Origin of the sequence: Sphingobium sp. (genome assembly GCF_035511395.1) — a bacterium.
In the GTDB taxonomy this organism is placed as follows: Bacteria; Pseudomonadota; Alphaproteobacteria; order Sphingomonadales; family Sphingomonadaceae; genus Sphingobium.
The window spans coordinates 1-24,304 of record NZ_DATKFP010000263.1; the positions used below are offsets into that span (position 1 = coordinate 1).

27 protein-coding genes are annotated in these 24,304 nt (G+C 63.0%); 19 read left to right on the plus strand and 8 right to left on the minus strand.

Annotated elements, in window-relative coordinates:
• From VMR39_RS18565 to VMR39_RS18585, 5 genes are all read left to right on the plus strand, one after another.
• On the plus strand, window positions 1-1,016 hold a 1,016-nt coding region (locus VMR39_RS18565), incomplete at its 5' end, for an MFS transporter (protein WP_325417816.1).
• Window positions 1,009-1,722: an SDR family NAD(P)-dependent oxidoreductase gene (locus tag VMR39_RS18570; RefSeq protein ID WP_325417818.1), complete on the plus strand. Its 714-nt coding sequence runs from the start codon at window positions 1,009-1,011 to the stop codon at window positions 1,720-1,722. The genes VMR39_RS18565 and VMR39_RS18570, both read left to right, overlap by 8 nt.
• Window positions 1,723-1,741: 19 nt before the next feature.
• On the plus strand, window positions 1,742-2,041 hold the full coding sequence (locus VMR39_RS18575; RefSeq protein WP_325417820.1) for a putative quinol monooxygenase: 300 nt from the start codon (window positions 1,742-1,744) through the stop codon (window positions 2,039-2,041).
• A 45-nt stretch (window positions 2,042-2,086) separates the two neighbouring features.
• Complete coding sequence (gene hisD, locus VMR39_RS18580; protein ID WP_188062750.1) at window positions 2,087-3,418, plus strand: histidinol dehydrogenase; 1,332 nt, start codon at window positions 2,087-2,089, stop codon at window positions 3,416-3,418.
• Entirely contained in the window at window positions 3,418-4,185 is a 768-nt protein-coding gene (locus VMR39_RS18585; RefSeq protein ID WP_325417824.1) for an SDR family NAD(P)-dependent oxidoreductase, read from the plus strand. The genes hisD and VMR39_RS18585 overlap by 1 nt, the downstream gene beginning before the upstream one ends.
• A 42-nt stretch (window positions 4,186-4,227) precedes the next feature.
• Here VMR39_RS18585 and VMR39_RS18590 read toward each other — a convergent pair whose 3' ends face one another.
• Window positions 4,228-5,430 (minus strand): FAD-dependent monooxygenase, encoded by a 1,203-nt coding sequence (locus VMR39_RS18590; RefSeq protein WP_325417826.1) that lies wholly within the window; start codon window positions 5,428-5,430, stop codon window positions 4,228-4,230.
• 175 nt (window positions 5,431-5,605) lie between these two features.
• Here VMR39_RS18590 and VMR39_RS18595 point away from each other — a divergent pair, with 175 nt between their 5' ends.
• The 4 genes from VMR39_RS18595 to VMR39_RS18610 all read left to right on the plus strand — a co-directional run bounded on the left by VMR39_RS18595 (window position 5,606) and on the right by VMR39_RS18610 (window position 11,509).
• Complete coding sequence (locus VMR39_RS18595; protein WP_325417828.1) at window positions 5,606-8,068, plus strand: TonB-dependent receptor; 2,463 nt, start codon at window positions 5,606-5,608, stop codon at window positions 8,066-8,068.
• 74 nt (window positions 8,069-8,142) lie between these two features.
• On the plus strand, window positions 8,143-9,531 hold the full coding sequence (locus tag VMR39_RS18600) for a sulfatase family protein (RefSeq protein ID WP_414712553.1): 1,389 nt from the start codon (window positions 8,143-8,145) through the stop codon (window positions 9,529-9,531).
• Window positions 9,532-9,535: 4 nt separating this feature from the next.
• Window positions 9,536-10,465 (plus strand): NAD-dependent epimerase/dehydratase family protein, encoded by a 930-nt coding sequence (locus tag VMR39_RS18605; RefSeq protein WP_325417832.1) that lies wholly within the window; start codon window positions 9,536-9,538, stop codon window positions 10,463-10,465.
• A 15-nt stretch (window positions 10,466-10,480) separates the two neighbouring features.
• Window positions 10,481-11,509: a LysR family transcriptional regulator gene (locus VMR39_RS18610; protein ID WP_188062745.1), complete on the plus strand. Its 1,029-nt coding sequence runs from the start codon at window positions 10,481-10,483 to the stop codon at window positions 11,507-11,509.
• Here VMR39_RS18610 and VMR39_RS18615 read toward each other — a convergent pair.
• Window positions 11,506-11,946, minus strand: a complete 441-nt coding sequence (locus VMR39_RS18615; protein ID WP_325417835.1) for a helix-turn-helix domain-containing protein — start codon at window positions 11,944-11,946, stop codon at window positions 11,506-11,508. The two genes, VMR39_RS18610 and VMR39_RS18615, sit on opposite strands and share 4 nt — an antisense overlap.
• Before the next feature lie 97 nt (window positions 11,947-12,043).
• Between VMR39_RS18615 and VMR39_RS18620 the strand changes: the two genes are divergently transcribed.
• The 4 genes from VMR39_RS18620 to VMR39_RS18635 all read left to right on the plus strand — a co-directional run bounded on the left by VMR39_RS18620 (window position 12,044) and on the right by VMR39_RS18635 (window position 15,959).
• Window positions 12,044-12,853, plus strand: a complete 810-nt coding sequence (locus VMR39_RS18620) for an SDR family oxidoreductase (RefSeq protein ID WP_325417837.1) — start codon at window positions 12,044-12,046, stop codon at window positions 12,851-12,853.
• Window positions 12,850-14,439: an NAD(P)/FAD-dependent oxidoreductase gene (locus VMR39_RS18625; RefSeq protein WP_325417839.1), complete on the plus strand. Its 1,590-nt coding sequence runs from the start codon at window positions 12,850-12,852 to the stop codon at window positions 14,437-14,439. The genes VMR39_RS18620 and VMR39_RS18625 overlap by 4 nt, the downstream gene beginning before the upstream one ends.
• Complete coding sequence (locus VMR39_RS18630; RefSeq protein ID WP_325417841.1) at window positions 14,436-14,666, plus strand: hypothetical protein; 231 nt, start codon at window positions 14,436-14,438, stop codon at window positions 14,664-14,666. Before VMR39_RS18625 ends, VMR39_RS18630 begins: the two co-directional genes overlap by 4 nt.
• 222 nt (window positions 14,667-14,888) lie before the next feature.
• Entirely contained in the window at window positions 14,889-15,959 is a 1,071-nt protein-coding gene (locus VMR39_RS18635; RefSeq protein WP_325417843.1) for a VOC family protein, read from the plus strand.
• 66 nt (window positions 15,960-16,025) lie between these two features.
• Here the strand turns inward: VMR39_RS18635 and VMR39_RS18640 are convergent, their stop codons facing one another.
• Together VMR39_RS18640 and VMR39_RS18645 are read right to left on the minus strand one after the other, a co-directional pair.
• The gene (locus VMR39_RS18640; RefSeq protein ID WP_325417845.1) at window positions 16,026-16,433 is read right to left on the minus strand and encodes a VOC family protein; all 408 of its coding nucleotides are present in this window, start codon (window positions 16,431-16,433) and stop codon (window positions 16,026-16,028) included.
• On the minus strand, window positions 16,433-17,584 hold the full coding sequence (locus tag VMR39_RS18645; RefSeq protein WP_325417846.1) for an alpha/beta hydrolase: 1,152 nt from the start codon (window positions 17,582-17,584) through the stop codon (window positions 16,433-16,435). The genes VMR39_RS18640 and VMR39_RS18645 overlap by 1 nt, the downstream gene beginning before the upstream one ends.
• A 182-nt stretch (window positions 17,585-17,766) precedes the next feature.
• Here VMR39_RS18645 and VMR39_RS18650 point away from each other — a divergent pair, with 182 nt between their 5' ends.
• Genes VMR39_RS18650 through VMR39_RS18660 form a run of 3 tightly spaced genes read left to right on the plus strand, consistent with a single transcriptional unit; the run spans window position 17,767 to window position 19,729 of the window.
• Window positions 17,767-18,726 (plus strand): fumarylacetoacetate hydrolase family protein, encoded by a 960-nt coding sequence (locus VMR39_RS18650; protein ID WP_325417848.1) that lies wholly within the window; start codon window positions 17,767-17,769, stop codon window positions 18,724-18,726.
• Window positions 18,723-19,238 (plus strand): cupin domain-containing protein, encoded by a 516-nt coding sequence (locus tag VMR39_RS18655; RefSeq protein ID WP_325417850.1) that lies wholly within the window; start codon window positions 18,723-18,725, stop codon window positions 19,236-19,238. Before VMR39_RS18650 ends, VMR39_RS18655 begins: the two co-directional genes overlap by 4 nt.
• The gene (locus tag VMR39_RS18660) at window positions 19,235-19,729 is read left to right on the plus strand and encodes a plasmid pRiA4b ORF-3 family protein (RefSeq protein ID WP_325417852.1); all 495 of its coding nucleotides are present in this window, start codon (window positions 19,235-19,237) and stop codon (window positions 19,727-19,729) included. The genes VMR39_RS18655 and VMR39_RS18660 overlap by 4 nt, the downstream gene beginning before the upstream one ends.
• 263 nt (window positions 19,730-19,992) lie before the next feature.
• Here VMR39_RS18660 and VMR39_RS18665 read toward each other — a convergent pair whose 3' ends face one another.
• From VMR39_RS18665 to VMR39_RS18680, 4 genes are all read right to left on the minus strand, one after another.
• Window positions 19,993-20,301, minus strand: a complete 309-nt coding sequence (locus tag VMR39_RS18665; protein WP_325417854.1) for a MarR family transcriptional regulator — start codon at window positions 20,299-20,301, stop codon at window positions 19,993-19,995.
• 277 nt (window positions 20,302-20,578) lie between these two features.
• Window positions 20,579-20,911 carry a hypothetical protein gene (locus VMR39_RS18670; protein ID WP_325417856.1) on the minus strand — a complete coding sequence of 111 codons (333 nt, stop codon included), beginning with the start codon at window positions 20,909-20,911 and terminating at the stop codon, window positions 20,579-20,581.
• Between the two features lie 163 nt (window positions 20,912-21,074).
• On the minus strand, window positions 21,075-21,419 hold the full coding sequence (locus tag VMR39_RS18675; RefSeq protein WP_325417858.1) for a hypothetical protein: 345 nt from the start codon (window positions 21,417-21,419) through the stop codon (window positions 21,075-21,077).
• Window positions 21,420-21,557: 138 nt separating this feature from the next.
• The gene (locus VMR39_RS18680) at window positions 21,558-22,088 is read right to left on the minus strand and encodes a helix-turn-helix transcriptional regulator (protein WP_325417860.1); all 531 of its coding nucleotides are present in this window, start codon (window positions 22,086-22,088) and stop codon (window positions 21,558-21,560) included.
• A 263-nt stretch (window positions 22,089-22,351) separates the two neighbouring features.
• Between VMR39_RS18680 and VMR39_RS18685 the strand changes: the two genes are divergently transcribed.
• From VMR39_RS18685 to VMR39_RS18695, 3 genes are all read left to right on the plus strand, one after another.
• Window positions 22,352-22,792, plus strand: coding sequence for a sigma-70 region 4 domain-containing protein (locus VMR39_RS18685; protein ID WP_325417862.1), 441 nt, complete (start codon window positions 22,352-22,354; stop codon window positions 22,790-22,792).
• Window positions 22,789-23,712: a DUF7146 domain-containing protein gene (locus VMR39_RS18690; RefSeq protein ID WP_325417864.1), complete on the plus strand. Its 924-nt coding sequence runs from the start codon at window positions 22,789-22,791 to the stop codon at window positions 23,710-23,712. The genes VMR39_RS18685 and VMR39_RS18690 overlap by 4 nt, the downstream gene beginning before the upstream one ends.
• A partial coding sequence (locus tag VMR39_RS18695; RefSeq protein WP_325417866.1) for a ParB/RepB/Spo0J family partition protein occupies window positions 23,709-24,304 on the plus strand: 596 nt, incomplete at its 3' end. The genes VMR39_RS18690 and VMR39_RS18695, both read left to right, overlap by 4 nt.

A 24,304-nucleotide genomic window follows, 5' to 3' on the forward strand; every position in this document is an offset into this window, starting at 1 on the left:
CGCCCATTGCGGGCATGTTGGGGGATTATTTCGGCCGCCGTCGGCTGCTGCTTGCCGCCTTCCTGCTTTATGCGCTGGTCGGCGTCGCGCCGGTTTTCCTGACCAGCCTGCCTGCCATCCTTGCCTCGCGCGTGGGTGTCGGCATCGCCGAAGCGCTGATCATGGTGCTGTCGACCACGCTGATCGGCGATTACTTCACCGGCGCGGCGCGCGACAAATGGCTGGCGGGACAGACTGCCTTTGCCTCCATGTCGGCGCTTCTCTTCTTCAATCTGGGCGGCCAGTTGGGTGCCTTTGGCTGGCGGACGCCTTTTTGGGTCTATGTTTCCGCGCTGCTGATGTTCGCGCTTGTCCTGCGCTTCACCTGGGAACCCAAAGCGGGTCGCGCCATTGCGGCGGAGGCTACGCCCACGCTCGGCTGGTCGGGCTTTCCCTGGCGACCTATGCTGATCATTCTGGCGATAACCGTCTATGGCTCCATCTTCTTCTACACCGTACAGATTCAGGCATCGTCTGGACTGGTCCAGCTTGGCCTGACCGATCCGGCCCGTATCGGTCTGCTCACCTCGATCGCCAGCATCGGCGTCCCGCTCGGCACTTTTGTCTATTCGCGCATCGGGCGCTGGCCGGTGCGGCGTCTTCTGCTGGTCGAATTTACCATGCTGGCGGCGGGCTTCGCCACTATGGGCATGGCGCATGGGCCGACCGCGTTCCTGACCGGCTGCTTCATCAACCAGCTTGGCGCGGGGCTACTGTTGCCGACGCTGCTGGTCTGGTCGATGAGCCTGTTGTCGTTCGACATACGCGGGCGCGGCGCGGGCCTTTGGCAAAGCGCCTTTGCCTTTGGCCAGTTCCTCAGCCCTGTGATTGTCACTCTGCTGGCGCGGCAGGCGGGCGGACTGATGGGCGCCTTTGCGTTGCTGTCGGTCGGTGCGCTGCTGGGCGCGGGCGTGGCGCTGATCGCGCCGTTGCGCCGTGGCGTCCAGCCGACCGAAGGCGCGATTGCCCATGGCTGATCGGTTGCAGGGCAAGGTTGCGGTGGTCACTGGTGCGGGCAATGGCATTGGTGAGGGCTGCGCCCGGCTGTTCGCAGCGGAGGGTGCGCATGTCATCGGCATCGACCGGGCGGGCGCGGACGAATGTTGCGATCTGCTGGACGAAGGGGCGACCGGCGCGCTGTTCCAGCGGATCGGCGATCGCCATGGCCGCATCGACATTCTCGTCAACGCGGCCGCCTTTGCGGTTTTCGACTGGACCGAAACCCTGTCCTATGCCGACTGGAAGGCTACGCTCAGCGGCGAACTGGACATCGTCTTCCTCGCTACCCGCGCCGCCTGGCCCTGGCTGAAGGCAAGCGGCAGCGCATCTATCATCAACTTCGCGTCCGCCAACGCCCGCCACGCACTGGAAGGTTCGCCCGCGCTGGCTCATTGCGCGGGCAAGGGCGGAGTGATGGCGATGACGCGCCAGCTCGCGATGGAGGGCGCGCCGCATAATATCCGCGCCAACAGCATCGCGCCGGGCTTTATCAAAACGCAGGCCACAGCGCGTCATCTGGCTGCCGACCCGGCCTTTGCGGCACAAGTGTTGCGCAAGAATATGCTGCAACGGCTGGGCGAGCCGGACGATATCGGCTGGTGCGCGGTCTGGCTGGCATCGGATGAAGCGCGCTATGTCACCGGGGCGGATATCCCGGTGGATGCCGGGGCGACCGCCTGGTGATCACAAAGGAAAAGACACGATGATTCAGGAAATTGCGCGGTTTAGCATTGATCCAGCCGATGCTGCGGCGTTCGAGGCAGCGGTGGCGCAAGCCGTGCCGCATTTTCACAGTGCGCCGGGATGCCGCAGCTTTGCGCTGGAACGATCCGTCGATCGGCGGGGCCATTATATGCTGGTAGTCGGATGGGACAGTGTGGACGCGCATATGGTCGATTTTCGCGGTTCCGACGGTTTTCAGGCGTGGCGCGCGCTGGTCGGTCCCTTTTTCAAAAGCGCACCGGATGTCGATCATGTCGAACCGGCGGTTCAGGGTTTCTAAAAATGATGTGGGCCGGAACCGGCCCCTTTGGCAAAGGATGACATAATGGCCCATTATCTCAAGCGCGGCGCGACCGCGCAGGCAAAGGCGGATGCCGATCGCAAGGTGCGCGATATCGTCGAAGCGACGCTGGCCGATATCGACGCGCGGGGCGACGCCGCCGTACGCGACCTGTCGATCAAGTTCGATGGCTGGGACCGTGACGATTATCGCCTGAGCCAGAGCGAAATCGACGCCTGCGTCGACAGCCTGTCGCCGCAGGAGCGCAAGGACATTGAATTTGCGCAGACACAGGTGCGCAACTTCGCGCAGATCCAGCGGGCCAGCATGACCGATGTCGAGGTCGAAACCATGCCCGGCGTGATTTTGGGACACAAAAACCTGCCGATGAATGCGGCGGGTTGCTACGTGCCAGGCGGCAAATATCCGCTGCTCGCGTCCGCCCATATGTCGGTCATCACCGCCAAGGTTGCGGGCGTGCCGCGCGTCATCACCTGCGCGCCGCCGTTTCAGGGTCAGCCCGCCCGCGCGATCGTCGCGGCACAGGCGATGGCGGGCGCGGATGCCATCTATGCGCTGGGCGGTATTCAGGCGGTCGGCGCGATGGCGCTCGGCACGCAGAGCATCGATCCGGTCGACATGCTGGTCGGCCCCGGCAACGCCTTCGTTGCGGAAGCCAAGCGGCAGCTTTATGGCCGGGTCGGCATCGACCTGTTCGCCGGGCCGACCGAAACGCTGGTCATCGCCGACGAAATTGGCTGCGACGCGGAACTGGCGGCAACCGATCTGTTGGGGCAGGCCGAACATGGGCCGGACAGCCCCGCGGTGCTGCTCACCACGTCGGAGAAGCTCGCGCGCGAAACGATGCGCGAAATCGAGCGGTTGCTGTTGATCCTGCCCACCGCCGATTATGCGCGGCAGGCGTGGGAGACGTTCGGCGAAGTGATCGTGGCGGAAGATGAGGCCGAAATGGTGCGGATCGCCGATGATCTGGCGTCCGAACATGTTCAGGTAATGACCGCCAACCCCGATTATTTCCTGCAAAACATGACCAATTATGGCGCACTGTTCCTGGGCGCGCGCACCAACGTGTCGTTCGGTGACAAGGTGATCGGCACCAATCACACCCTGCCGACCAAAAAGTCGGCGCGCTATACTGGCGGGCTTTGGGTCGGTAAATTCATCAAGACCTGCACCTATCAGAAGGTGATGACCGACGAAGCGTCGGCGCTGGTCGGCGAATATTGCAGCCGACTATGTGCGCTGGAAGGCTTTGCAGGTCATGGCGAGCAGGCCAATATCCGCGTGCGTCGTTATGGCGGGCGCGACGTCCCTTATGCGGGCATGGCGCAGCCGACGCCTGCGACGGCCGCCTGATGGACCCGCTGCCGACAACGCCCAGCTTCCGGCTGGATGGCAGGCGCGCGCTGGTGACGGGGGCGGGGCGGGGCATCGGCCTCGCCTGCGCTGCCGCGCTGGGTCAGGCTGGCGCGCGTGTCACGCTGGCTGCGCGCAGCGACGCGGAAATCGAAGCGGGCGCGGCGGCGATCCGCGCGGCAGGGGGGCAGGCGGATATGCTGCGCATCGACGTCAATGATGTGGCGGCCACCGCCACCGCGCTGGATGGAGTCGCCCCGTTCGACATCCTGCTCAACAATGCCGGGACCAATCGGCCCAAACCCTTTACCGATGTGTCGGAGGCGGATTATGACGCGGTGCTGGGCCTCAACTTGCGCGCTGCCTTCTTCGTGGGCCAATCGGTCGCGCGGCGCATGATCGACGCGGGCGTGCGCGGTTCGATCATCCATATGGGGTCGCAGATGGGCCATGTCGGCGGTCCGCTCCGCACGCTCTATTGCGCGTCCAAATGGGGGCTGGAGGGGCTTAGCAAAGCGATGGCGCTGGATCTGGCCGCCCACGGCATCCGATCCAACACCATCGCACCGACCTTCATCGAAACGCCCCTGACCCGCCCCTTTTTCGAGGATAAGGCGTTCCTCGCCAGCGTGCTGGACAAGATCAAGCTGGGGCGGCTCGGCACGGTCGAGGATCTGATGGGCGTGGTCGTGTTTCTGGCGTCGGACGCCAGCGCGCTGATGACCGGCACCAGCCTGATCGTCGATGGCGGCTGGACGGCGGAATAAAAACGGCCCGGCGGTCATCCCGCCGGGCCTTTTTCCCCGTCCTCAATAGGCATCCGCCAGCCGATGCAACCCTGCGCCCAGCGCGCCGCCGACGACTTCGGGCGGTTCGCCCGCCAGCTGCATCCGGCCCACGGCAATGCTGGTTTCCACCACATGGCGGCACCGGTCGAAACGCCGCGCCTGATAGGCGGCCAGCCCCGCGCCGATACTGTCGGCCCGATCCAGCTCCTCCGCCAGCACCAGCGCGCTCTCCACCGCCATGCCCGCGCCCGACGCCATGTGCGGCGTGGTCGCGTGGACGGCATCGCCCAGCAGCACGATATGCCCGCTATGCCATGGCCCCGGCTGTAACGCGGCGGCGAGGGGCCGATAGTTGATCCAGTCGTTCCGCGTCATATTGTCCCGTACCCAGGCGATATTGCCGCCAAAATCGGCCATATTTTCCTGCAACCGCGCGAAGAGTTCCGCATCGGTGAAATGGACTTCGCGATGTTCGTGCGGGGTCAGCATCCACAGATAGACCATGTCCGCCGCGCAGCGATTAATCCCTGCGGGATAGCGATGCCCCAAATAGATTTCGCCGCTTTCCAGCGTTGGCGGCCGCTTCATCGACACGCGCCAGCATCCCTGACCCGTCGGCTGCGCTTCGCCCATATGGGGGAAGGCCATGCGCCGCACGGTGGAATAGATGCTGTCGGCGCCCACGACCAGGTCGAAATCGCCGGTCGTGCCGTCCGTGAAGGTCACGTCGACGCCATCGTCCCGATTGGCCAGCGCGCTGACCGACAGGCCCAGCCGAATGTCGACATCCAGCGCGTTGACCCGCGCCTGCATGATCCGGTGCAGCTTGGGCCGCATGATCCCGCCGGTCGCAGGCAGCCCTTCTTCAAGCGCCGGTTCGTCCAACTGTTGCAGGCGCAGCCCGTCATAGCGGAAAATCGTCGATCCCTTGGCGATCGCGCCCTGTTCCTTGATCGCGTCGAGCAGGCCTAGGTGGCGATAGGCGCGCAGCGTCGGCCCGGTAATGGTGATGCCCGCGCCATAGACGCGCCAGTCCGGGTCGATGTCGATCAGCGTTACCGCGCCGCCCTGTTCGGCTATTCGGATCGCGGCGGCCATTCCGCCTATGCCCCCGCCGACGATCAATATGCGCTTGCCCGAAATCATGATGCCCTGCCTCTCCCGACCTGTTCTTGGCGCTTGTGCTATCGGCGGGGCGGCGGTGGCGACAATGCTTTGGCTCAATATCTCCTATCGGATGCTTGGATAGGTGGGGCAGGCGCGGCATAGCCTTTCCCAACGCCTGTCGTTGCGCTGTCATCCATGGGCGCAGATAGGTGCCATCCAGAAAATCAATGCGACATCCACCCCCTCCAGCGATCAGAACCCGACAAAATCAAAACCAATCAGGGAGAGGGAAATGCGTAAGATATTGCTGGCCACTACGGCCATTACCGGATTTGTCGCCATGGTGCCGGGGGCGGCTATGGCCCAGATACCCCAACAGGCAACAGATCAGGCCGCTCAGGGATCGGCCGGGATCGACGAAATCGTCGTCACGGCGCAGCGCAAGGCGGAAAGCGCCCAGAAGGCTGCGATCGCGATCGACGCCGTGACCGGCGGCGACCTGCTGCAACAGGGTATCACCAAGGCGGAGGATATCACCAAGAGCGTGCCCGCCATCACCGTCACCAATGGCGGCGGCTCCAACACCTCCATCTTCATCCGCGGCGTCGGCAACATCACGTCGAGCAGCTATAACGACCCCGCCGTCACCCCCAGCTATGACGGCGTCGTGCTGGGCCGCGCTGCAGGCGCTTTCGGCTCTGCCTTCTACGATCTCGCCCGTGTCGAGGTGCTCAAAGGGCCGCAGGGCATCCTTTACGGCCGCAACGCGACCGGCGGCGCGGTCAACATCATTCCTGCGCGTCCCGAACTGGGCAAGAATGGCGCGGGCTTCAACGTCTCCCTCGGTAATTACGACGCGGTCAGTGCTGACGGCTATCTGAACCTCGCCACCAGCGACACCAGCGCCCTGCGCGTCGCGGCCACGCGCCAGGTGAGCGACGGCTACAACCGGGACGGCAGCGACGACTTGAATCGTACCGGCCTGCGCGGGCAGTTCCTCATTGAGCCTTCCGACGCGATCAGCCTGCGCATCGGTGCGGACTGGACGAAGATTGGCGGCGTCGGACCGGGCGGCAGCTATATCGGTTCCTACACGCCCGGCCCGTCGGGCTACACATTCACGCCCAGCGGCTTCGATACGTCGGAAGGGTTCAACACCGACGCCGCCAACGCCTATCGCCAGACCTTGGTCGGCGCGCCAGGCTTTGGCTTCCTCGATGCGATGAACCAGCAGCAATCGGTCGACTACACCTATTGGGGGGTCAACGCGGAACTGAACTGGAAGACCGACATCGGCACCGTCACGCTGGTGCCTGCCTATCGCAAGTCGAAGGGCGACAGCTTCTTCTACGGTCCTGCCTTCAATACCGCCTATAGCGCTGAAACTGACAAGCAATATAGCCTGGAAGCGCGGCTGGCCGGGTCCGTCGGCATGGTCGATTATGTGTTGGGCGGCTTCTATTTCAATGAAAAGATCGACGCGCAGACGGAATATAATCAGGAATTCGTCCTGCCGATCCAGTCCTACACGCACAAGACCAAGAGCTGGGCGGCCTTCGGCCAGCTGACCGCCAATATCAGCGACCGCTTCCGCCTGGTCGGCGGCGCGCGCTATACCCGCGACAAAAAGTCGATGGACGGCATTATCAACAATTTCATCACCTTCTGCGGCGGCCTGCCGCCCGCCAACATTACCCCGCCTGCCTCCTTCGCCGCGGGTTGCGCCGCACCGGGCGCGCTGCCGCGCTTTCCTAATCTCCTGACCACCGGCGATACCGTCAACTGGCTCGTCAGCAATGGCTGGATCGCGGCAGGCAGCACCGATCAGGCCAACCCGCAGGTGTTTCCGCTGCTGAACGGCGTCGGCACCATCCTCAAAACCTATAATCCGGTGGTCGACAGCGGCACCTATTCGCGCATCACCTGGAAGGCGTCGGCGGAATTTGATCTGGGTCCGCAGAACCTGCTCTATGCGACCGTCGAAACCGGCTATCGCGCGGGCGGCTTCCAGTTGGCCGAAGGCAAATCCAGCTATGATCCGGAATTCATCACCGCCTACACGGTGGGATCGAAGAACCGCTTTTTCGACAACCGTGTCCAATTGAATGTCGAGGGCTTCTACTGGAAATATAAGGATCAGCAGATCACCTATTTTACCGTGGATACCAGCGGCACGCTCATCAACTCCAACGAGAATGCGGGCAAGTCCACGATCAAGGGTTTCGACGTCGATGCCATCGTGAAGGCAACGCCGACGACGACTCTGAACGCCAAGGTGCAATATTTGAAAGCCACCTATGACGACCTCCACCTCTACACTGCCTCGCCCCGCGACAATATCGCCTGCCCCTTCACTCTGACGGGGGGCAGCGCAGGTGGTGCGCCGGTCAAGGACTTCAACTGCTCCGGCAAACCCCTGCTCTATTCGCCCAACTGGACCGTGAACCTGGGCGCGGAACAGGTGGTGCCGCTCGGCCGCTCGCTGGAATTGGTGGGAAATGTCGCCACCGCCTGGCGCGACGATCAGTGGGGCGCGTTCGAATATCTCGATTTCGAACATATCCGGGCCTATTGGCAGACCGACCTCAACCTGACCCTGCGCGCAGCCGACGGCGGCTGGTCGCTGGGCGCGTTCCTCTACAATCTGGAAAACAAGCGCCGCATCGCTACGCCGCAACGCTCGCCGATCGGTATGGCGATCGCCCGCTACACTGCGCCGCAAACCTATGGCGTGCGCTTCTCGGCCAATTTCTGACCGGGACTGACATAGACGCTAAAGAGGGCAGGGCCGCTGGTCCTGCTTTCAACCATGTGGAGGGACAGAGGCACATGCAGGTGGACAGACGATCCTTCATCGGCGGCGTCGGCGCGCTCGGCGCGTTGGCCGCCAGCGGGGAAGGGGCCGCTGCCCCGGCGGGCAAGGGCCGCCCCAACATCCTCTTCATCATGGCCGACGATCTGGGCTATGCCGACCTGTCCTGCACCGGGTCGCACCATATCCGCACGCCTGCGATCGACAGCATCGGCGCGCAGGGTGTCCAGTTGCGACAGGGCTATGCCAATAGCGCCATCTGTTCGCCTACTCGCACCGCGCTGCTGACCGGCTGTTACCAATATCGCTTCCCGATCGGCGTGGAGGAACCGCTGGGTCCGGGCGCACCCGCCGGGATCGGCGTGCCGGCGGACCGCCCGACCATCGCGTCGGTCCTGCGGGCGCAGGGTTATCGCACCAAGCTGGTCGGCAAATGGCATCTGGGCGAGCCGCCAAAGCACAGCCCGCTGCACCATGGCTATGACGAATTTTTCGGCATCATCGAAGGGGCGGCCGACTATTTCCGCCACCATATGGTGATGGGCGGCAAGGATGTCGGCATCGGTCTGGCGCAGGGTGATACGCCGATCGAACGCAACGGCTATCTTACCGACCTGTTCGGCGACGAAGCGGTCAAAACCATCGAAGCGTCCGACGACACGCCCTTCTTTCTCAGCCTCCATTTCAACGCGCCGCACTGGCCATGGGAAGGGCGCGAGGACGCCGCTATCGCCCCCACGCTGGGCGCGTCCTTCCATTATAATGGCGGCAGCCTGGCCAAATATAAGGAAATGGTCGAGGCGATGGACCAGAATGTCGCCAAATTGCTCGCCGCGCTGGAACGCAGCGGCAAGGCCGACAATACGATCGTCATCTTCACCAGCGACAATGGCGGCGAGCGCTTTTCCGAAACCTGGCCCTTTACCGGGGTGAAGGGGGAATTGCTGGAAGGCGGCATCCGGGTGCCGTTGCTGGTACGTTGGCCGGGACATATCGCGCCCGGCTCCACTTCCGATCAGGTCATGATCTCGATGGATTTCCTGCCCACGCTGCTGGCGATGGCGGGCGGCGACGTGAAGAAGGCCGGGACGTTCGACGGCATCGACTTGTCGGCGCAACTCACCGGCAAGGCCGCTCCGTTTGATCGCACCCTCTATTGGCGGTTCAGGGCGAACGGACAGGCGGCGTTGCGGCAGGGTGACTGGAAATATCTGATGCTGGGCGGTAAGGAACATCTGTTCAACCTGGCGCAGGACGAACGCGAACGCGCCGATCGCGCGCCTGACGATCCGGCCCGGTTGAAAGCGATGCGGGCGCAATGGGACAGCTGGAATGCGCAGATGCTGGCCTATCCGCTCGGCAGCTACAGCGAAGATGTGCGCGACCATTATTCAGACAGGTATTGAACCCATGACGATCATCGTAACGGGCGCGGGCGGTTTCGTCGGGCGGCAACTGGTGCAGCGCCTGCTCGATGCAGGCGACCACGTCGTGGGCATGGACGCTATGGCGGGCGGCATCCCGGCTGGCGCGCGGGCGGTGATCGGCGACATCGCGTCCGCTGCTGTCCGTGCCGACGCTTTAGCGGACGGGTGCGATGCCCTCGTCCACCTTGCCACCGTGCCGGGCGGTGCAGCCGAAGCGGACCCCGCCGCATCGCGCCGGATCAATATCGACGCGATGTACGACCTGCTGGACGCGGCGAAGGCAGCGGGCAATTGCCCCCGCATCGTCTATGCCAGTTCGATCGCGGTGTTCGGCGATCCGCTTCCGGCTGCGGGCGTGGATGACGCCACCCCGCTTGCCCCACGCATGGTCTATGGCGGGCATAAGGCGATGATGGAAATCGCTGTCGCCATGATGCACCATCGCGGCGAAATCAACGGGATCAGCGTCCGTCTGCCCGGCATCCTTGCCCGGCCCAAGGGACCGTCGGGGATGAAATCTGCCTTCATGAGCGACCTGTTCCACGCCCTGCGTGCGGGCCAACAGTTCGTCTGCCCGGTATCGCAGGGCGCGACCATCTGGGCGCAATCGGTCGCGCGCTGTGCCGATAATCTGGTCCATGCGCTGACAATGGACCCCGCGCTGATGCCCGCCACACGTGTCGTCACTCTACCGGCGCAGCGCATCGCGATGGGCGACCTCGCCGCCGAAATCGCCAGCCAGTGCGGCACATCGGCCGATCTTGTCAGCTATCGTCCCGACGCCGGGCTGGAGGCGGCATTCGGCGCGCATCCCCCGCTCGCCACGCCTGCCGCCGCCCGTGCGGGCTTTGCCCATGATGGCGATGCTGCTACGCTGGTCGCCAACGCATTGTCGGTGATAGCGGCGGGCTGAAACGGGAGAGATATCATGCGCTTCGACAGGCTCGACCTCAATCTGCTGGTGGCACTCGACGCGCTGCTCAGCGAACGCAGCGTCAGCTTGGCGGCGGATCGCATCTGCCTGTCGCAATCGGCCACATCCTCCGCGCTGGGGCGGCTGCGCGATTATTTCGCCGACGACCTGCTGGTGCAAAAGGGGCGGCAGATGGTGCTGACCGCCCGCGCCGAAGGACTGGTGGAGCCGGTCCGCGCCGTGCTGGACCAGATACGCACCACCATCGCCGTGCCGCCGCCCTTCGATCCGGCGACCTGCGACCGCTCCATTCGGCTGATGGCGTCGGATTATATCACCGAAGTGCTGCTGACGACGGCGCTGACCGACGTCAACCAGATGGCCCCCAACATGCGGTTCGAGGTTCAGCCGCTGACCGAAGTGCTGCTGGAATCGCTGGAACGCGGCTTTGTCGACCTGCTCATCACCATCGATTATGCGATTTCCGCCGATCATCCGAGCCAGATATTGTTCGAGGATGACTATGTCGTCGTCGGCTGGAACGGCAATCCCGCCATGGCCGGGCCGATGACAAAGGAACTTTATTTCGAACTTGGCCATGTCACCGCCCGCTTCGGTCGCGGGCGTGTTTCGGCGTTCGAGGACTGGTTCGTGCGGCGGCAAAAGCGCCAGCGCCGGATCGAGATCGTCGCCCCCAGCTTCCTGTCGCTGCCCGGCCTCGTCATCGGCTCCAACCGCATCGCCACCATGCACCGGCGGCTGGCGAACAAGCTGGCCGCCTATCTGCCGCTCACCCTGCGCGAAGTGCCGCTGGACATGCCGCCGATCCGCGAAGCGATCCAGTGGCATATCAGCAGCAATAATGATCCCGCGATCCGCTGGCTGGTCGAACGCATCGTCGCCAGCGCACAGGCGCCGGTCGATGCCACCGCCGACGGCCGGGTCGTTTCGCTCGACCTGCTCCGCCCGAAGGACGAGACCCACGAAGCCCTGTCCGCCCAGTTCCAGAGCGACACCGCCGCAGCGGGGCGAAGCGCCGGTTAATCCTCCATCGCATCGAACGCGGCGCGCGCCGCCTCGATCCGCGCGCCGCTGGCCTGCACCCAGCCCAACAGCCCCCGCGCTTCGCCCACCAGTTCGCTCCCCAGATCGGTCAGCGCATAACCTACCCTGGGCGGCACATCCCCGCTCACCGACCGCGCTACCAGCCCGTTGCGCTCCAGCAGGCGCAGCTTGAGCGTCAGCACCCGCTGCGAAATCCTGCCCTCCGCGCTCAGCCGGTCGAGCAAACGCCGCAATTCGGCATGGCGGAACGGCGCTATCCCCAGCAACAGCAGGATCAGCATCGACCAGCGATCCCCCAGCAGGCCGAAGACTGTACGGATCGGCGCATCCCGCGCCGCGCCATGCTCCGCCATTTCGCCCGCCAGCGCGCTCAGCCCGGCCTGGCGACCGGCATCGAAATCGTCGAAATAATGCATCGGCTCCATCATTTCGACGGCACAAAAAAGTGCCGTCTTCTCCCCTCGTCCGCGCACTTTATGGTGGTCGGCGACAAGAGCAAGAGAGGAGAGGGCGATGCAGGCCGATGCGATCCGACTGGACGGCAAGGTAGCGATCATCACCGGCGGCGCGGGCGGGATCGGCGCGGCGACGGCGCAACTGATGGCGGCGCGGGGCGCGCGCGTGGCGATCGCCGACATCGCCTTCGACGCGGCGCAGGCGCTGGCCGCGACCCTGCCCGATGCGCTGGCCGTCGCGCTCGATCTGGAAAGCGAAGCCTCCACGCAGGCGATGATCGCCGCCACCGTCGCGCATTATGGTCGGCTCGACATATTGCACAATAATGCCGCGCTGCTCGGACCCGACATCGCGCAGCAGGATGGCGATATAGAGCATATGGCGACCGCGCTGTGGGACCGCACCTATGCCGTCAATGTGCGCGGCACCATGGTCGCCTGTCGCGCCGCGCTGCCCCATTTGCGCGCGACGCGTGGCAATATCGTCAACACCGTCAGCAATCTGGCGCTGCAAGGCCATATGATCCAGGCGGCCTACAGCTCGTCCAAGGCGGCGATCATCCAGATGACCCGGTCCATCGCCGCCAGCCATGGTCTCGATGGCATACGCTGCAACGCGGTCGCGCCCGGCATGACGATGACGCCCGCGCTGCGCGCCGCCTTTCCGCCACCCCTGCGCGCAGCGGTGGAGGCCGAAACCCTGCGCGACCAGCTTGGCGACCCGGACGACATCGCGCAGGTCGCCGCCTTCCTCGCGTCCGGCGCCGCCCGCAACATCACCGGGCAACTGATCGTCGCCGATGGCGGCTGCGCGTCGCACGTCCCCGGCATCGCCCAATTCCGCGCCTTCTTTGGAGAGCATCAATGAGCAATTACGACATCGTCGTCATGGGTGCGGGCCATAATGGCCTGACCGCCGCCGCCTATATGGCCAAGGCGGGCAAGAAGATACTGGTCCTCGAACGCAAACCCCATTTCGGCGGCGGTGTGTCGACCCGCGAACTCATCGCGCCGGGTTACTGGCATGACGAACATAGCAACGTCCATATCATGATCCAGGGCAACCCGATGATCCGCGAGGACGAGTTGGGCCTGATCGGCAAATTCGGCCTCGACTATATCTATCCTGAACTTCCCCATGTCAGCATCTGGGACGATGGCACCGTCATGCGGTCTTGGAAGGATCTCGACCGCACCTGTCAGGAAATCGCCCAATATAGCCCGCGCGATGCGGAGGCCTATCGCACATTCGTGGGCATCAGCCAGGGGGTGCTGCCGATGTTCATGGGCGGCCTTTACGCGCCGCCCTTTCCCATGGGTGCCTTCGTCGCGATGATGGACCAGTCGGACGAGGGGCGCTTCCTGCTCGACGTGATGCAGCGTTCCGCGCTTGACGTTGTGAACCAGTATTTCGAGAGCGACCGGCTGAAAATCCATATCGTCCGGCTCGTCACCGAAAATCTCCAGATGCCCGACGAACTGGGCACCGGCATGGGCGCGCTGCTGATGCCCGGCATCATCCACACCTATGGCGTGTCGATGCCCAAAGGCGGATCGGGCGAACTGAGCAAGGCGCTGGTCCGCGCGATCGAACATATGGGCGGCGAAGTGCGCTGCAATGCGGAGGTGAAGCGAGTCATCGTCTCGTCGGGCAGGGCGAGCGGCCTTGAACTGATCGATGGCGAAACCATCATGGCGAAGGATGGCGTCATCGGCGCGATCCATCCCCATGTGCTGCGCAAATTCGTCAGCGAAACCCCCGAACCCGTACTGCAACGCGCGGAACGGGTCACGCCCTCGACCTTCTCGATCAACCTGTTGCACATGGCCTTAGGGGAAAAGGCGAAATTGCGCTGGGCCGAAGGCGAGGGCGGGGTGATGACCGAATTGCTCCAGACCCATACGATGCGCGACATGCTGCTGGACTACGATCATCTGCGCCGGGGCGTGGTGCCACCCCGCCACCTGATCGCGGGCGGCGACAACACGTCCAACGACCCCAGCCGCGCGCCAGCCGGTGGCGGCATATTCTACGGCGTCACCTTCGCCCCCTATGATCTGCACGAAGGCGGCCCGGCGGCATGGGACCGGATGAAGGAAGAAATCGCGGAAGAAAGCCTGCGCCAATATCGTTTGTTCTATTCCAATCTGGACGAGGATAATATCATTGGATCGCTGGTCCGCTCGCCCCTCGATCATGAACGCGACAGCCCGGCCAGCTTCGTCAAGGGCGACATTCATGGCTGCGCGCCCTTCTTGTATCAGACCGTCGGCCACCGCCCGACGCCTGATCTGGGCCATTTCCGTGTGCCGGGGATCGACAGCCTCTATCTCGTCGGCCCTTTCATGCACCCCGGTGGCGGCGTCTTCGGCGCAGGCCGCGCCACCGCGATCCAGATGATGGACGATATGGGCATTGATTATGACAAGGTCTGCGCAGGAGCCGTGCAATGACGAACAGCAAACCGCCGGTCATGAAAATTCTCGATGCGCAGGACAAGGAACTGATGACCGTCCGCAAGATCGCGCGGGAAGGCAATGCGCTTATCATCCGGGGCAAGATATTCGGCGCGATGCCGATGGTCGCCAAACTCACCCCGGCAGAGGCGCGCGCGGCGCTAAAATTGCTGGACTGGCGCACGATCCTGTTCCTGCTGACCATCCTGTTCCGGCGGGGGTAGCAGAGACCTATTCACCCCCCCCTTCAGGGGAGGGGCCGGGGGTGGGGGCGGGCCACCCGCGCTGCTTTTTGTCGATAGCCCCACCCAAACCCCTCCCGTGAAGGAGAGGGGCTTGCCGCGCCAAGCCCCATCTATCCGCCCCACCGATAGCAGCCCCCCATGAAATGCGTTTCCGCGCCGGCCCCCTCACCGCCATGATGATACTCGGGATGAGGAGTCACTATGAGCATTTTGGGCGTTGAAAGCGCGATCTTCGGGGTTGCCGATCTCGCGGAACATACGCGGTTCTGGACCGATTTCGGCCTGCCGCTGGAGAAGGCGGACGAGCATGAAGCCACCTTTCGCCTTGCCTCCGGTTCGCGCGTCACTCTCTACCGTCATGGCGACGCGCGCCTGCCGTCGCCCGATCCTTTCCCCGGCGATGGCCTGAAGGAAACCGTCTGGGGCGTGGAATCAGCCGAAGCGCTGGGCCGAATCGCCGCCAGCCTTGCGACCGAGGTGGCGGTCCGCCGCGACGATGATGGCACCATCCACTGCACCTGCCCCGACGGCCAGCCGATCGCGCTGCGCGTGTGGGCCAAGCGTCCGGTGGTCAGCGAAGCCAGCCCGGTCAATACGCCGGGCCACTATCCCCGCTTCAACCAGCACCGCATCTGGCGGCGCAGGGCGATCCCCAAGACGATCAACCATGTCGTATTCTTCTCGCCCGACTATGTCGGCAGCTTCGAATTTTACGAACGACATATGGGCTTTCGCTATGTCGATCATAGCAAGGGGACGGGCATCTTTTCCCGCGCGGACGGCACGTTCGAACATCATGCGATCTTCTGGGTCAATTGCGACCTGCCGATCGCGCCGGACCATTTCAAATTCATGCACATCGCCTTTGGCATGGACGATATCGACGAAGTCATGCTCGGCGCGAATATCATGGAGGCAAAGGGCTGGAAGAACCAGACGATGAACAGCTCCGGCGGGATCTCGCGCCATCGCATCTCATCGGCCATCTATTATTATTGCGATATGCCCGGCAAAGCGGGCGAGGCGGAATATCATGCCGACACCGATTATCTGGACGACAATTGGGTGCCGCGCGCCTGGGACTTCCGCTTTGGTTCGCTGCTCTGGTCCAACAACGCCCCCCCCATTTTCCGGGGCGACAATATCCCCTGGGACATGGCTTTCGACGCCGACCGCGCCAGCTTCGAACCGTTCCGCAAGACCGGCCCCGGCAAGCTGCCCGTGACGGGCAGACTGGCGGATATTACGCAAGCGGACGAACATGCAATATGATAGCAAAAACAGCCACTTGTGCGATACAAGTGGCTGTTTTCACCATGCCCGAACTGGGCGAACTTCCTAAAGATCCGCTTCCTCGACAAATTCGATCAGATTGCCCGCGCAATCGCGCAGGAAGCATCCCTTGCCAAATGCCTCCCGCACGACAAAGGCGATGTCCGCGCCCTTGCCCTTCATCTCGACCAGAAATGCCTCCAGATCATCGACGCGAAAGGCGACATGCTTGTTGCCATGGGTCTGGAGGTCGGACGGCGGATGCCGCCGGTCGTCGGGCAGCGGTGCGGCACCCTCCACCTCGAACAGCTCGAAGCGCAGCACGCCCTTGCGCACCATCGCCGCATGGCATCGTGCCGCCGCGATATAGAAACGCCTCTCGACCTCGAATCCCAGCACCTGGCCATACCAGTCGATCGCCGCGTCCAGGCTGGGAACGCTCACCCCGCCATGATGAAAGGTGAAATCGGCCATCAGCCCATTTCCGCAAAGGTCGCCGCGCACCAGTCGGCGATATAGTCGCGCATCCCGGTGCCATTGTCCGCGCCACAATGCTCGACCTCGAAATCCGCTTTGGTGAACATCCGCAACGTCCGCTTGGTACTGTTGACCGCCTGATCATAACTTAGATGCGCATTGAATGCGGGGATCTGCCGGTCATTCTCGCCATGGGTGATCAGGAAAGGCATACGGATCTTTTCCACCTGCCCGTCCAATGTGATCTGGTCGGCATAGGTCAGGAAATCCGCCTGATTGTCGATGCCGAACACCCACATCACATGGTCCCAATAATGAGGCACCGGATTTTCGCCTTCGTTGGCGACCCGCTCGCGCTGGCGCTGGCCCCAGACATGGTTCGCGCCCATCACCGCGCACAGCGCATAGCGCGGATCATTGGCGGCGATGCGCGGCGCATGATAGCCGCCGAAGGACAGGCCGAATATGCCGACCCTGTCATGGATCACGTCGGACCGGGTGAGAAGATAGTCGAACGCGGGCGATCCCCACCGTTCCGCGTCGAACACCGCCGTCAGCCCGCGCTTGCGCAACGCCTCGCCGGTGCCGGGCTGGTCCACGAACAGCGTGTTGATCCCCCGCTCCAGATTGGCCGCGCCATGACCGGCCATATTGACCTGCTCCTTCATCGAATCCAGGCCATTGACCGACACCAGAGCGGGGCGCGCCGTTCCCGATCCGTCATGAACGAACAGGGCAGGGTAGGCGCTGCCCTCATAGGCTATCTCGACACGATCGACATGCAATCCGCGCAGCGCTGCGCCTTTGGCATAGAGGTCCAGCCCCCGGTCATAGGCTGCCCAGCGTGGCGCATAATCGCGGCTCTGCATCCGTTCTGCGGCCAGGTAATAGCCCGATGCGCGCAGATATTTGGTCCCCGCCGACAGGGCATAGCCCGCCGCCTCGTCCGCCGCCGCATTGGCCGCGACCTGATCGGCGACCGCGATCCAGCTATCGAACATCCGCGCGCTGCCCGCGTCCGCCCCGGCCTTGGCCGCCTCCATGATCGGCCGGTTCGCTTCGTCAATCTCGCCATGATTGCCGCCGCACACCAGCGCCAGATTGGTGGCCAGGTTCCAGACATAATTTCCGGGGAATGGCTCGAACATGCAAATCCTCTCAAATGTCGCGCCCTCCGCGCGGCGCAGCTTCATTCATCCCGCCACAGACGGCCTCGCGCGGCGGGGATCAAATTGAAACGCTGGAACTCGACTATCCACGCTTTGACTTTGACCCTGTCGCCGCCCTGTCCCATCGCCGGTCGAACACAATCCATGGAAGAGGAGAGACGATGCGGCTCGCAACGCGCAGGGATGGCAGCAGGGATGGGCGGCTGATCCTGCTATCGTCCGATGGCAGCCATTTTGCCGACGCCCCGGTCGCCACGCTTCAGGCGGCGATGGAAGCGTGGGCTGATGTTCATCCCGTCCTGTCCGCAATTGCCGACTTCCCGCATCCGCTCGACCCCGCCACGCTCGCCGCGCCCCTGCCGCGTGCCTGGCAATGGCTCGACGGATCCGCATTCGAAAGCCATGGCGCGCTGATGGACACGGTGCTGGGCGTCGTGCCGGAAAAGACCGGCCGCCCGCTGATGTATCAGGGGGTGTCTGACCATTTCTATGGCCCGCTGGACGATGTTCCCATGCCTGACGAGGCGCTGGGCATAGATTTCGAGGGCGAGTTCGGCGTCATCGTAGACGCGGTGCCAATGGGCGTCACGCCGGACCAGGCAATGGCGTATATCCGCCTGATCATCCAGATCAACGACTGGTCGCTACGCGCACTTGCCGGGCCGGAAATGAAAAGCGGCTTTGGTTGGGTGCAGGCCAAGCCACCCTGCACCATGGCTCCGTTCGCGGTAACCCCCGACGAACTGGGCGACCAGTGGCGCGACGGGCGCGTTTGCATGGACCTGATAGTCGACTGGAACGGCACCCGCTTCGGCGCCGCCAATGGCGAACCGATGGGTTTTGGCTTTCATGATCTGGTTGCCCACGCCGCGCGCACCCGCCCGCTGGTCGCTGGAACCGTGATCGGGTCCGGTACGGTATCGAACCCCGATTTCCGGCGGGTCGGCTCCTCCTGCATTGCCGAGCGGCGCGGGATCGAGATTGTGGACGAAGGCGCAGCCCGCACGCCCTTCATGCGCTTTGGCGACCGTGTCCGCATGGAAGGACGCCTGCCGGACGGTCGCGCGCCCTTCGGTATCATCGACCAGCAGGTCGTCGCTTATGCAGGAGCATCATCATGACCGAACTAAGCGATTCCGGCCTGCCCCCGGTCCAGCGCGTCGTCACTGGCCATGATGCCGATGGCCGCGCCATCTTCAAATCGGAAGATGTAATGCCGACCCGGATGATCCCGTCGGGCGATGCATCCTTCCTGCTGCTCTGGACGACGCCGACCGTCCCTGCGGACAATAATGACGAAACCGACGGCCGCCTGCGCGACGCTGGCCTGACTCTCAACCGGGGATCGGTGATCCGCATCGTGGACATGCTGCCCGGCAAGCAATCGCCGATGCACCGCACCAACAGCATCGACTATGGCATCGTCATGTCGGGCGAAATCGAACTGGAACTGGACGATGGTCAGGTGACGACGGTGCGCGAAGGCGGCATCATCGTCCAGCGCGGCACCAACCATCTGTGGCGCAATGTCACCGACACGCCATGCCGCATCGCCTTCATCCTGATCGAGGCACCCGCCTATCTGCATGATGGCCAGCCGTTGCCGGAGGATAAGCCGGAGGATAAGCATTGAACCTGTTCGACCTGACCGGCCAGGTCGCGCTGGTCACCGGGTCGACGCGTGGCATCGGGCTGGCCATCGCGCGTGCGCTCCAGTCGCACGGCGCGCAGGTGGTGATCTCCAGCGAGGATGCTGCCGATTGCGCCCGCGTCGCCAATGACCATGGCACAGTGGGGATTGCCTTCCAATATCTCTACGACTTTGGCGACGCCTGGGAGCATAGCGTCAAGATTGAGCGCGTCAGCGCGGCCAGCCCGCACCTGACATATCCGCTCATCCTCGATGCAGTAGGCATGCGCCCGCCAGAGGACTGTGGCGGACCATGGGGCTATGCCGAAAAGCTCGAAGCGCTCGCCGACCCCCAACATGAATATCACGAAGAGGCGCTCGAGACCCTCGGTGAAGACCATGATCCCAACGCCAAGCCCGATATCCCCCTGATCGACGCAAGGCTGGAAGCGCTTGCGAAAAAATGGGCGCCACGGACACTCCGGAAAGCCTGAAAGGCCGCGTCAACGCCGCCTTCCCTCGGCGCTTACCGTGAGGGAGCAGGCTTGACCGGTGGTCATATCCGGCATCGATATGTTTAGGAGCGGCGACACATGTGGGCCGTGCGGCTCGTCAACAAAGGGCTTCACATCCTTCTCAATTGGCTTGGCCAATTGGAAGTCGATTGGGTAAACCGGCTAGCGGCGGCTTGGCGCGCATAGAGCGCCATTGATAGAGCTCAGGAGATCGGAGGCGCTCTTGCGGTAATCCGAGAGCCTTAAGCTGCGGCCGATGTGGCGATCGGTTCGGCAGCGTAGACTTGCACCAGTCGATCGAGCACTCCCTCGACGGCCGCGAGGCCTTCGGGCGTCAGGCATACCTGAATTCGGCGTCGATCTCGGCCGGCTTTTTCGCGGATGACCATTCCCTCCTGTTCCATCGTTTCCATCTTTCGAAGGGCCGTGGAAATCGGGACATGCGCGAACATGCAGAGCGACCAGGAATAGGCAGATCGCCCCTCATGCGTCGCGACGAACAACTCCAGAAGCATGTCCAGGATTGGGCTCGAACACATGCCGTAGCCCAACCGATCGCCTACGATCTTTCGGGACGCTATCAGTTTGCGACACATATCCAAGCGCGTGCGTGTCAGTTGCGGCATCGATCTCACTCCAATTGTCAAAGTTCGAAGATGCACCCTGGCTTCGGCGATCCGGAAACGACGACTCGAAGGCGTTGCGATATCAGTCTCAGGTCTGACCAATGGGTTCGGCGGCGGAGGCCGATCAATAAGCAGCCCCTCGGCGGAAAGGTGCGCTCAGTCGCGCCTCAGGTCATGCAGCAAGCTGGCGCAATCGCCGGATTCAATCTGTTCGCCATGGGGCATCGGAGCCATTTCGTAGCAGCCGGTGGCGATGCCGCCAGGTCGCTGCAATTAGGATCGTCTGGATTACCCAGCTCCACAGGCCAGCCGCATCGGCATAGGCTTGTGGTATGACATGGGGGACCACCGCGCGCGTGACGTGAACGATCGTTTCCGCGCCTAAAATGCCAGCGATCCAGATCGGCCAGAACCGTGTGCTGCGGAACGACAGAGCTAGAAAAATCCCAACCATGACCAGATCAACCGCCAATATGCCGGCTTCGAATTCGTGAAAGCGCAGCGACGGATGATGCGCAAAGGCGATGCTCGCCATGACGCCGAGGACAAGGGTGGCCGCCGCGATCTGTTCTGGCCGGCCACCCCTTGCAAAGGCATAGAGCGTGCTCAGGATCAAAAGACACACGAAGATCATTTGCCTGGTCATCACCCACTGAAACAGAAAATGTTTCGTTTCGTCAATAAATTAGCGAGGACGATCAGGCCGCGAGACGGTGAATGTCGGTCACGCTCTGCCGGTTCTCGGCGACCTTGAACACGTCGCCATATGCCTGCGGGCCTAGGCCGATATCATCGCTGACCTGCTTGAGCATATCGTGCGTGGTGACGATCTTGTCGCGCGTCTTTGCGACGAGGACGATCGCATCTGCCGATGTGCGAAAGGCATCCTGACCGATGGAGGCTGCGAGCCGGCCATCGAGCCGCGCCAGTGGCAGGGCGGCGTTTAGTTCTGCGATCCGTGCAGCAGCCAGATCCAGTGCTTCCTCGGCGGCGTAAAGGCGTTGCGCGATGGAATGGGCGATGGTGAGACGTTGTTTGGGCATGAGTGTTCCTTTCCCGCGTTCCACAGCAACGCGCGGTCGATGATGCAGATTGATAAAAAGCTCTCTAGTTGCGGGCGAAGCTGCTCAGCGACGAGAGAAGCGAAGCGGCCGAGCCGACGGACACAAGGGACCAGGCGCTCAGAACGCAAAGGCGATCACAAGATAATATCGGTTCAGATCATTGCTCTGCCTCCTGGAAGAGCGGAGAGGCAGCAGATTGAGCAAGGCGGGCATCTCGCTGGTCAGCAGTTGAACCCGCTTTCCCATTGTGATGCTCCGATCGGGCTCAGACTGTCCGTCCGCGTCGTTGTTGGTAGGCCCAGATGGCGCAATTACCGGGGGCGGAGACAGTCCGATTGATTGACTACCCAAATTCTGGGGGGGTGATCCGGCGGCGGCGGCGGCGGCGGCTTCATCAACAGCGCGAATGATCCTGGCGACATCGAACCTGTCCATGTCGCTAAACATGGCGCGAACCGCCTTGACGTGTTTGTCCACCGTATTGGGCGCAATGCCCAGCTGCTTGCCGATCTTCTTTGAATTGAGGTTTTCAGCGACGAGTGCCATGCATTCACGCTGTCGGTCAGTAAGGAGCGCAACGGCGTCACGATAGGGCTCAAGCTCGGCGGGGATGTTTGGTTCTGACACGACGGTGCGACCCTTTATCATGGCGACCGTCAGCGCTCATTCATACGCAGGGCGGCCGACCCGTTGTGATGAGAAATGATTGTCATCAAACCGAAATGTGAAAGCAACTGCTGCTGTAGAGTCCACGGCAAAGAGTGACATTTCGGCAACAAGTCACTTACCCATGCGGTAGGCGACGAGGGATCCCGACTGTCCTGACAAGCCGCAGCAATGGAGAGGAGGGGGAAGGCTATGTCGCGCATTTATGGCGCGACCTTTTCCTCCTTTCGAGATGGATCATTACCATGGCCCACCCACGCCGTCTGCTCTGGCAGATTGCCATTACCCATGTCCGCCGTCCGTCCCGGGATTGGGATGCGGCTTTGGCAGAGAAGATGCAGGCTCATATCGCCACTCTTCCCGATCCATCTCGCGATTCGTCCGATCGCAGCTCGGAGCAGATTTCTGTTCGTCGCAGCGACCCGGGCCAGCATCCTGCTTATCCCTATAGGGTGAGGTCTGTCGTGCCGGACCTTCAGGAACCGACACCTGTTTTACCGCCTGCCCTTCGCGCAATTAGCGAGATGGATCCTCTCCCGCGGGCCATTTTGATTCTCTGCGTGCATCATCACGTTCCGCCTAGCGAGATCGCTCGCCGATTCGGAATAACCCGCAGCCGAGTGCGCAAGTATCTGCGCTTGGCTATTTCCACCATTGCGGCGGCGCGCGAACAGGCCGAGCCATGACAATTGACCTCGATCTTGCGGGCAAGTCCATCGTGCATCGCTTGGGTGGCCATTGGTCCAACGGGCGGGGGATGTGCCGATGTCCGGCGCACCCTGATAAGACACCAAGCTTGTCGGTGAGGACAGGCACGTCCACGCTGCTGTTCAAATGCTTTGCGGGCTGCACGATCACCGAGATATTGCAGGGCCTGCGCCGCGAAAGGCTAAACACTCCGTTCGGCGCTTCTGGCGCTGCTGAGACGCTGCGGCAGCCTCAGCCTGGCATTCGGGCGGCAGCGCGACTTTGGAAGGAGGCTCGCCCGCTCACCTCCACACCGGCGAGGCGCTATCTCGAGGGCCGGGCTATCATGATCGGCTCGCCCGCGTTGCGCTATCATTCCGCTACCCCCTTGGGTGCTGGCAGAGCGGTTCGTTTTTTGCCTGCACTCATCGCCTCAGTCACCCACGATGGAGCCCTTTGCGGCATTCAGCGGAGCTTTCTCCAACTGAACGGGCGCCCTGCGCTGTTCAAGAAGCACAAAAGGAGCCTCGGTCCGTTGGGGCAGGGGGCTGTGAAACTGGCCGCCGCCACCCATATCCTCGGGCTCGCCGAAGGGATCGAGAACGCACTTTCCGCCTCCATCTTGCTTGGCATTCCCGTCTGGGCAAGCCTCGGGGCGGAACGCTTCGATAAGGTCGCAATCCCGCCGCAGGTCACCTGCCTTGTCCTGCTAGCCGACAATGATGCAGCAGGCCGACGGGCGGTTGGACGGGCGCGGAGCAAATTTGCCATTCCAGGCCGTGAGATTGTGACGTCCTGGCCTCCTGACGCAGTGGGCGACTGGAACGACATGCTGCGGGCAGGAGGGAAGGTGGAAGTGGAGGGGCGCGGTTGGCGGCCTGATAGTCAGGAAGCGCCGCGCGTTGGAGAACATTCATGACCCAGACCCCGCCACTCCTCTATGTCGCGGCTTCCAAGCTCTCGATCGCGCCTACCAATGTGCGCAAGCGTACCGATCCGGTCGAAGATGCTGAACTCAAGGCCACCATCCTCGTCCGCGGGATCATCCAGAACCTCGTTGGCATTCCCGTTGCCCGCAAGAAAGGGGAATATCAGATCACGGCAGGTGGTCGCCGCCTCACCCAGGTCAAGGCGCTCATCGCCGAGGGCCAGCTGCCATCCTACTATCAGGTCCCGGTCATGGTCCTTGCCGACCGGAGTGGCGCGACCGAGGTCAGTCTGATCGAGAATTTTACCCGCGCGAATATGACGGCGGCCGAGGAATGCCGCGCCTTTCAGGCGATCATCGCCGACGGAAAGAAAACGCCGGCCGATGTCGCCAAATGTTTCGGGCTGACCGAACGTTTCGTCCTGGGGCGCCTGCGCCTCGCCAATCTTGCCGAAGTCGTCTTCGATGCCCTGGCCGATGGGGCGATCACGCTCGATGTGGCCAAGGCCTATGGCAGCATCAGCGATACCGCGCGCCAGGCGACGGTCTTCGAAGAATTGCAGGGCAGCTATTATGAGAGGAA

What these genes read in the sequence shown, in the direction of transcription:
- VMR39_RS18570 (WP_325417818.1), top strand. Translation starts at nt 1,009, where the DNA reads ATGGCTGATCGGTTGCAGGGCAAGGTTGCGGTGGTCACTGGTGCGGGC.
- VMR39_RS18575 (WP_325417820.1), top strand. Translation starts at nt 1,742, where the DNA reads ATGATTCAGGAAATTGCGCGGTTTAGCATTGATCCAGCCGATGCTGCG.
- hisD (WP_188062750.1), top strand. Translation starts at nt 2,087, where the DNA reads ATGGCCCATTATCTCAAGCGCGGCGCGACCGCGCAGGCAAAGGCGGAT.
- VMR39_RS18585 (WP_325417824.1), top strand. Translation starts at nt 3,418, where the DNA reads ATGGACCCGCTGCCGACAACGCCCAGCTTCCGGCTGGATGGCAGGCGC.
- VMR39_RS18595 (WP_325417828.1), top strand. Translation starts at nt 5,606, where the DNA reads ATGCGTAAGATATTGCTGGCCACTACGGCCATTACCGGATTTGTCGCC.
- VMR39_RS18600 (WP_414712553.1), top strand. Translation starts at nt 8,143, where the DNA reads ATGCAGGTGGACAGACGATCCTTCATCGGCGGCGTCGGCGCGCTCGGC.
- VMR39_RS18605 (WP_325417832.1), top strand. Translation starts at nt 9,536, where the DNA reads ATGACGATCATCGTAACGGGCGCGGGCGGTTTCGTCGGGCGGCAACTG.
- VMR39_RS18610 (WP_188062745.1), top strand. Translation starts at nt 10,481, where the DNA reads ATGCGCTTCGACAGGCTCGACCTCAATCTGCTGGTGGCACTCGACGCG.
- VMR39_RS18615 (WP_325417835.1), bottom strand. Translation starts at nt 11,946, where the DNA reads ATGCATTATTTCGACGATTTCGATGCCGGTCGCCAGGCCGGGCTGAGC.
- VMR39_RS18620 (WP_325417837.1), top strand. Translation starts at nt 12,044, where the DNA reads ATGCAGGCCGATGCGATCCGACTGGACGGCAAGGTAGCGATCATCACC.
- VMR39_RS18625 (WP_325417839.1), top strand. Translation starts at nt 12,850, where the DNA reads ATGAGCAATTACGACATCGTCGTCATGGGTGCGGGCCATAATGGCCTG.
- VMR39_RS18630 (WP_325417841.1), top strand. Translation starts at nt 14,436, where the DNA reads ATGACGAACAGCAAACCGCCGGTCATGAAAATTCTCGATGCGCAGGAC.
- VMR39_RS18635 (WP_325417843.1), top strand. Translation starts at nt 14,889, where the DNA reads ATGAGCATTTTGGGCGTTGAAAGCGCGATCTTCGGGGTTGCCGATCTC.
- VMR39_RS18640 (WP_325417845.1), bottom strand. Translation starts at nt 16,433, where the DNA reads ATGGCCGATTTCACCTTTCATCATGGCGGGGTGAGCGTTCCCAGCCTG.
- VMR39_RS18645 (WP_325417846.1), bottom strand. Translation starts at nt 17,584, where the DNA reads ATGTTCGAGCCATTCCCCGGAAATTATGTCTGGAACCTGGCCACCAAT.
- VMR39_RS18650 (WP_325417848.1), top strand. Translation starts at nt 17,767, where the DNA reads ATGCGGCTCGCAACGCGCAGGGATGGCAGCAGGGATGGGCGGCTGATC.
- VMR39_RS18655 (WP_325417850.1), top strand. Translation starts at nt 18,723, where the DNA reads ATGACCGAACTAAGCGATTCCGGCCTGCCCCCGGTCCAGCGCGTCGTC.
- VMR39_RS18670 (WP_325417856.1), bottom strand. Translation starts at nt 20,911, where the DNA reads ATGGCGAGCATCGCCTTTGCGCATCATCCGTCGCTGCGCTTTCACGAA.
- VMR39_RS18675 (WP_325417858.1), bottom strand. Translation starts at nt 21,419, where the DNA reads ATGCCCAAACAACGTCTCACCATCGCCCATTCCATCGCGCAACGCCTT.
- VMR39_RS18680 (WP_325417860.1), bottom strand. Translation starts at nt 22,088, where the DNA reads ATGATAAAGGGTCGCACCGTCGTGTCAGAACCAAACATCCCCGCCGAG.
- VMR39_RS18685 (WP_325417862.1), top strand. Translation starts at nt 22,352, where the DNA reads ATGGCCCACCCACGCCGTCTGCTCTGGCAGATTGCCATTACCCATGTC.
- VMR39_RS18690 (WP_325417864.1), top strand. Translation starts at nt 22,789, where the DNA reads ATGACAATTGACCTCGATCTTGCGGGCAAGTCCATCGTGCATCGCTTG.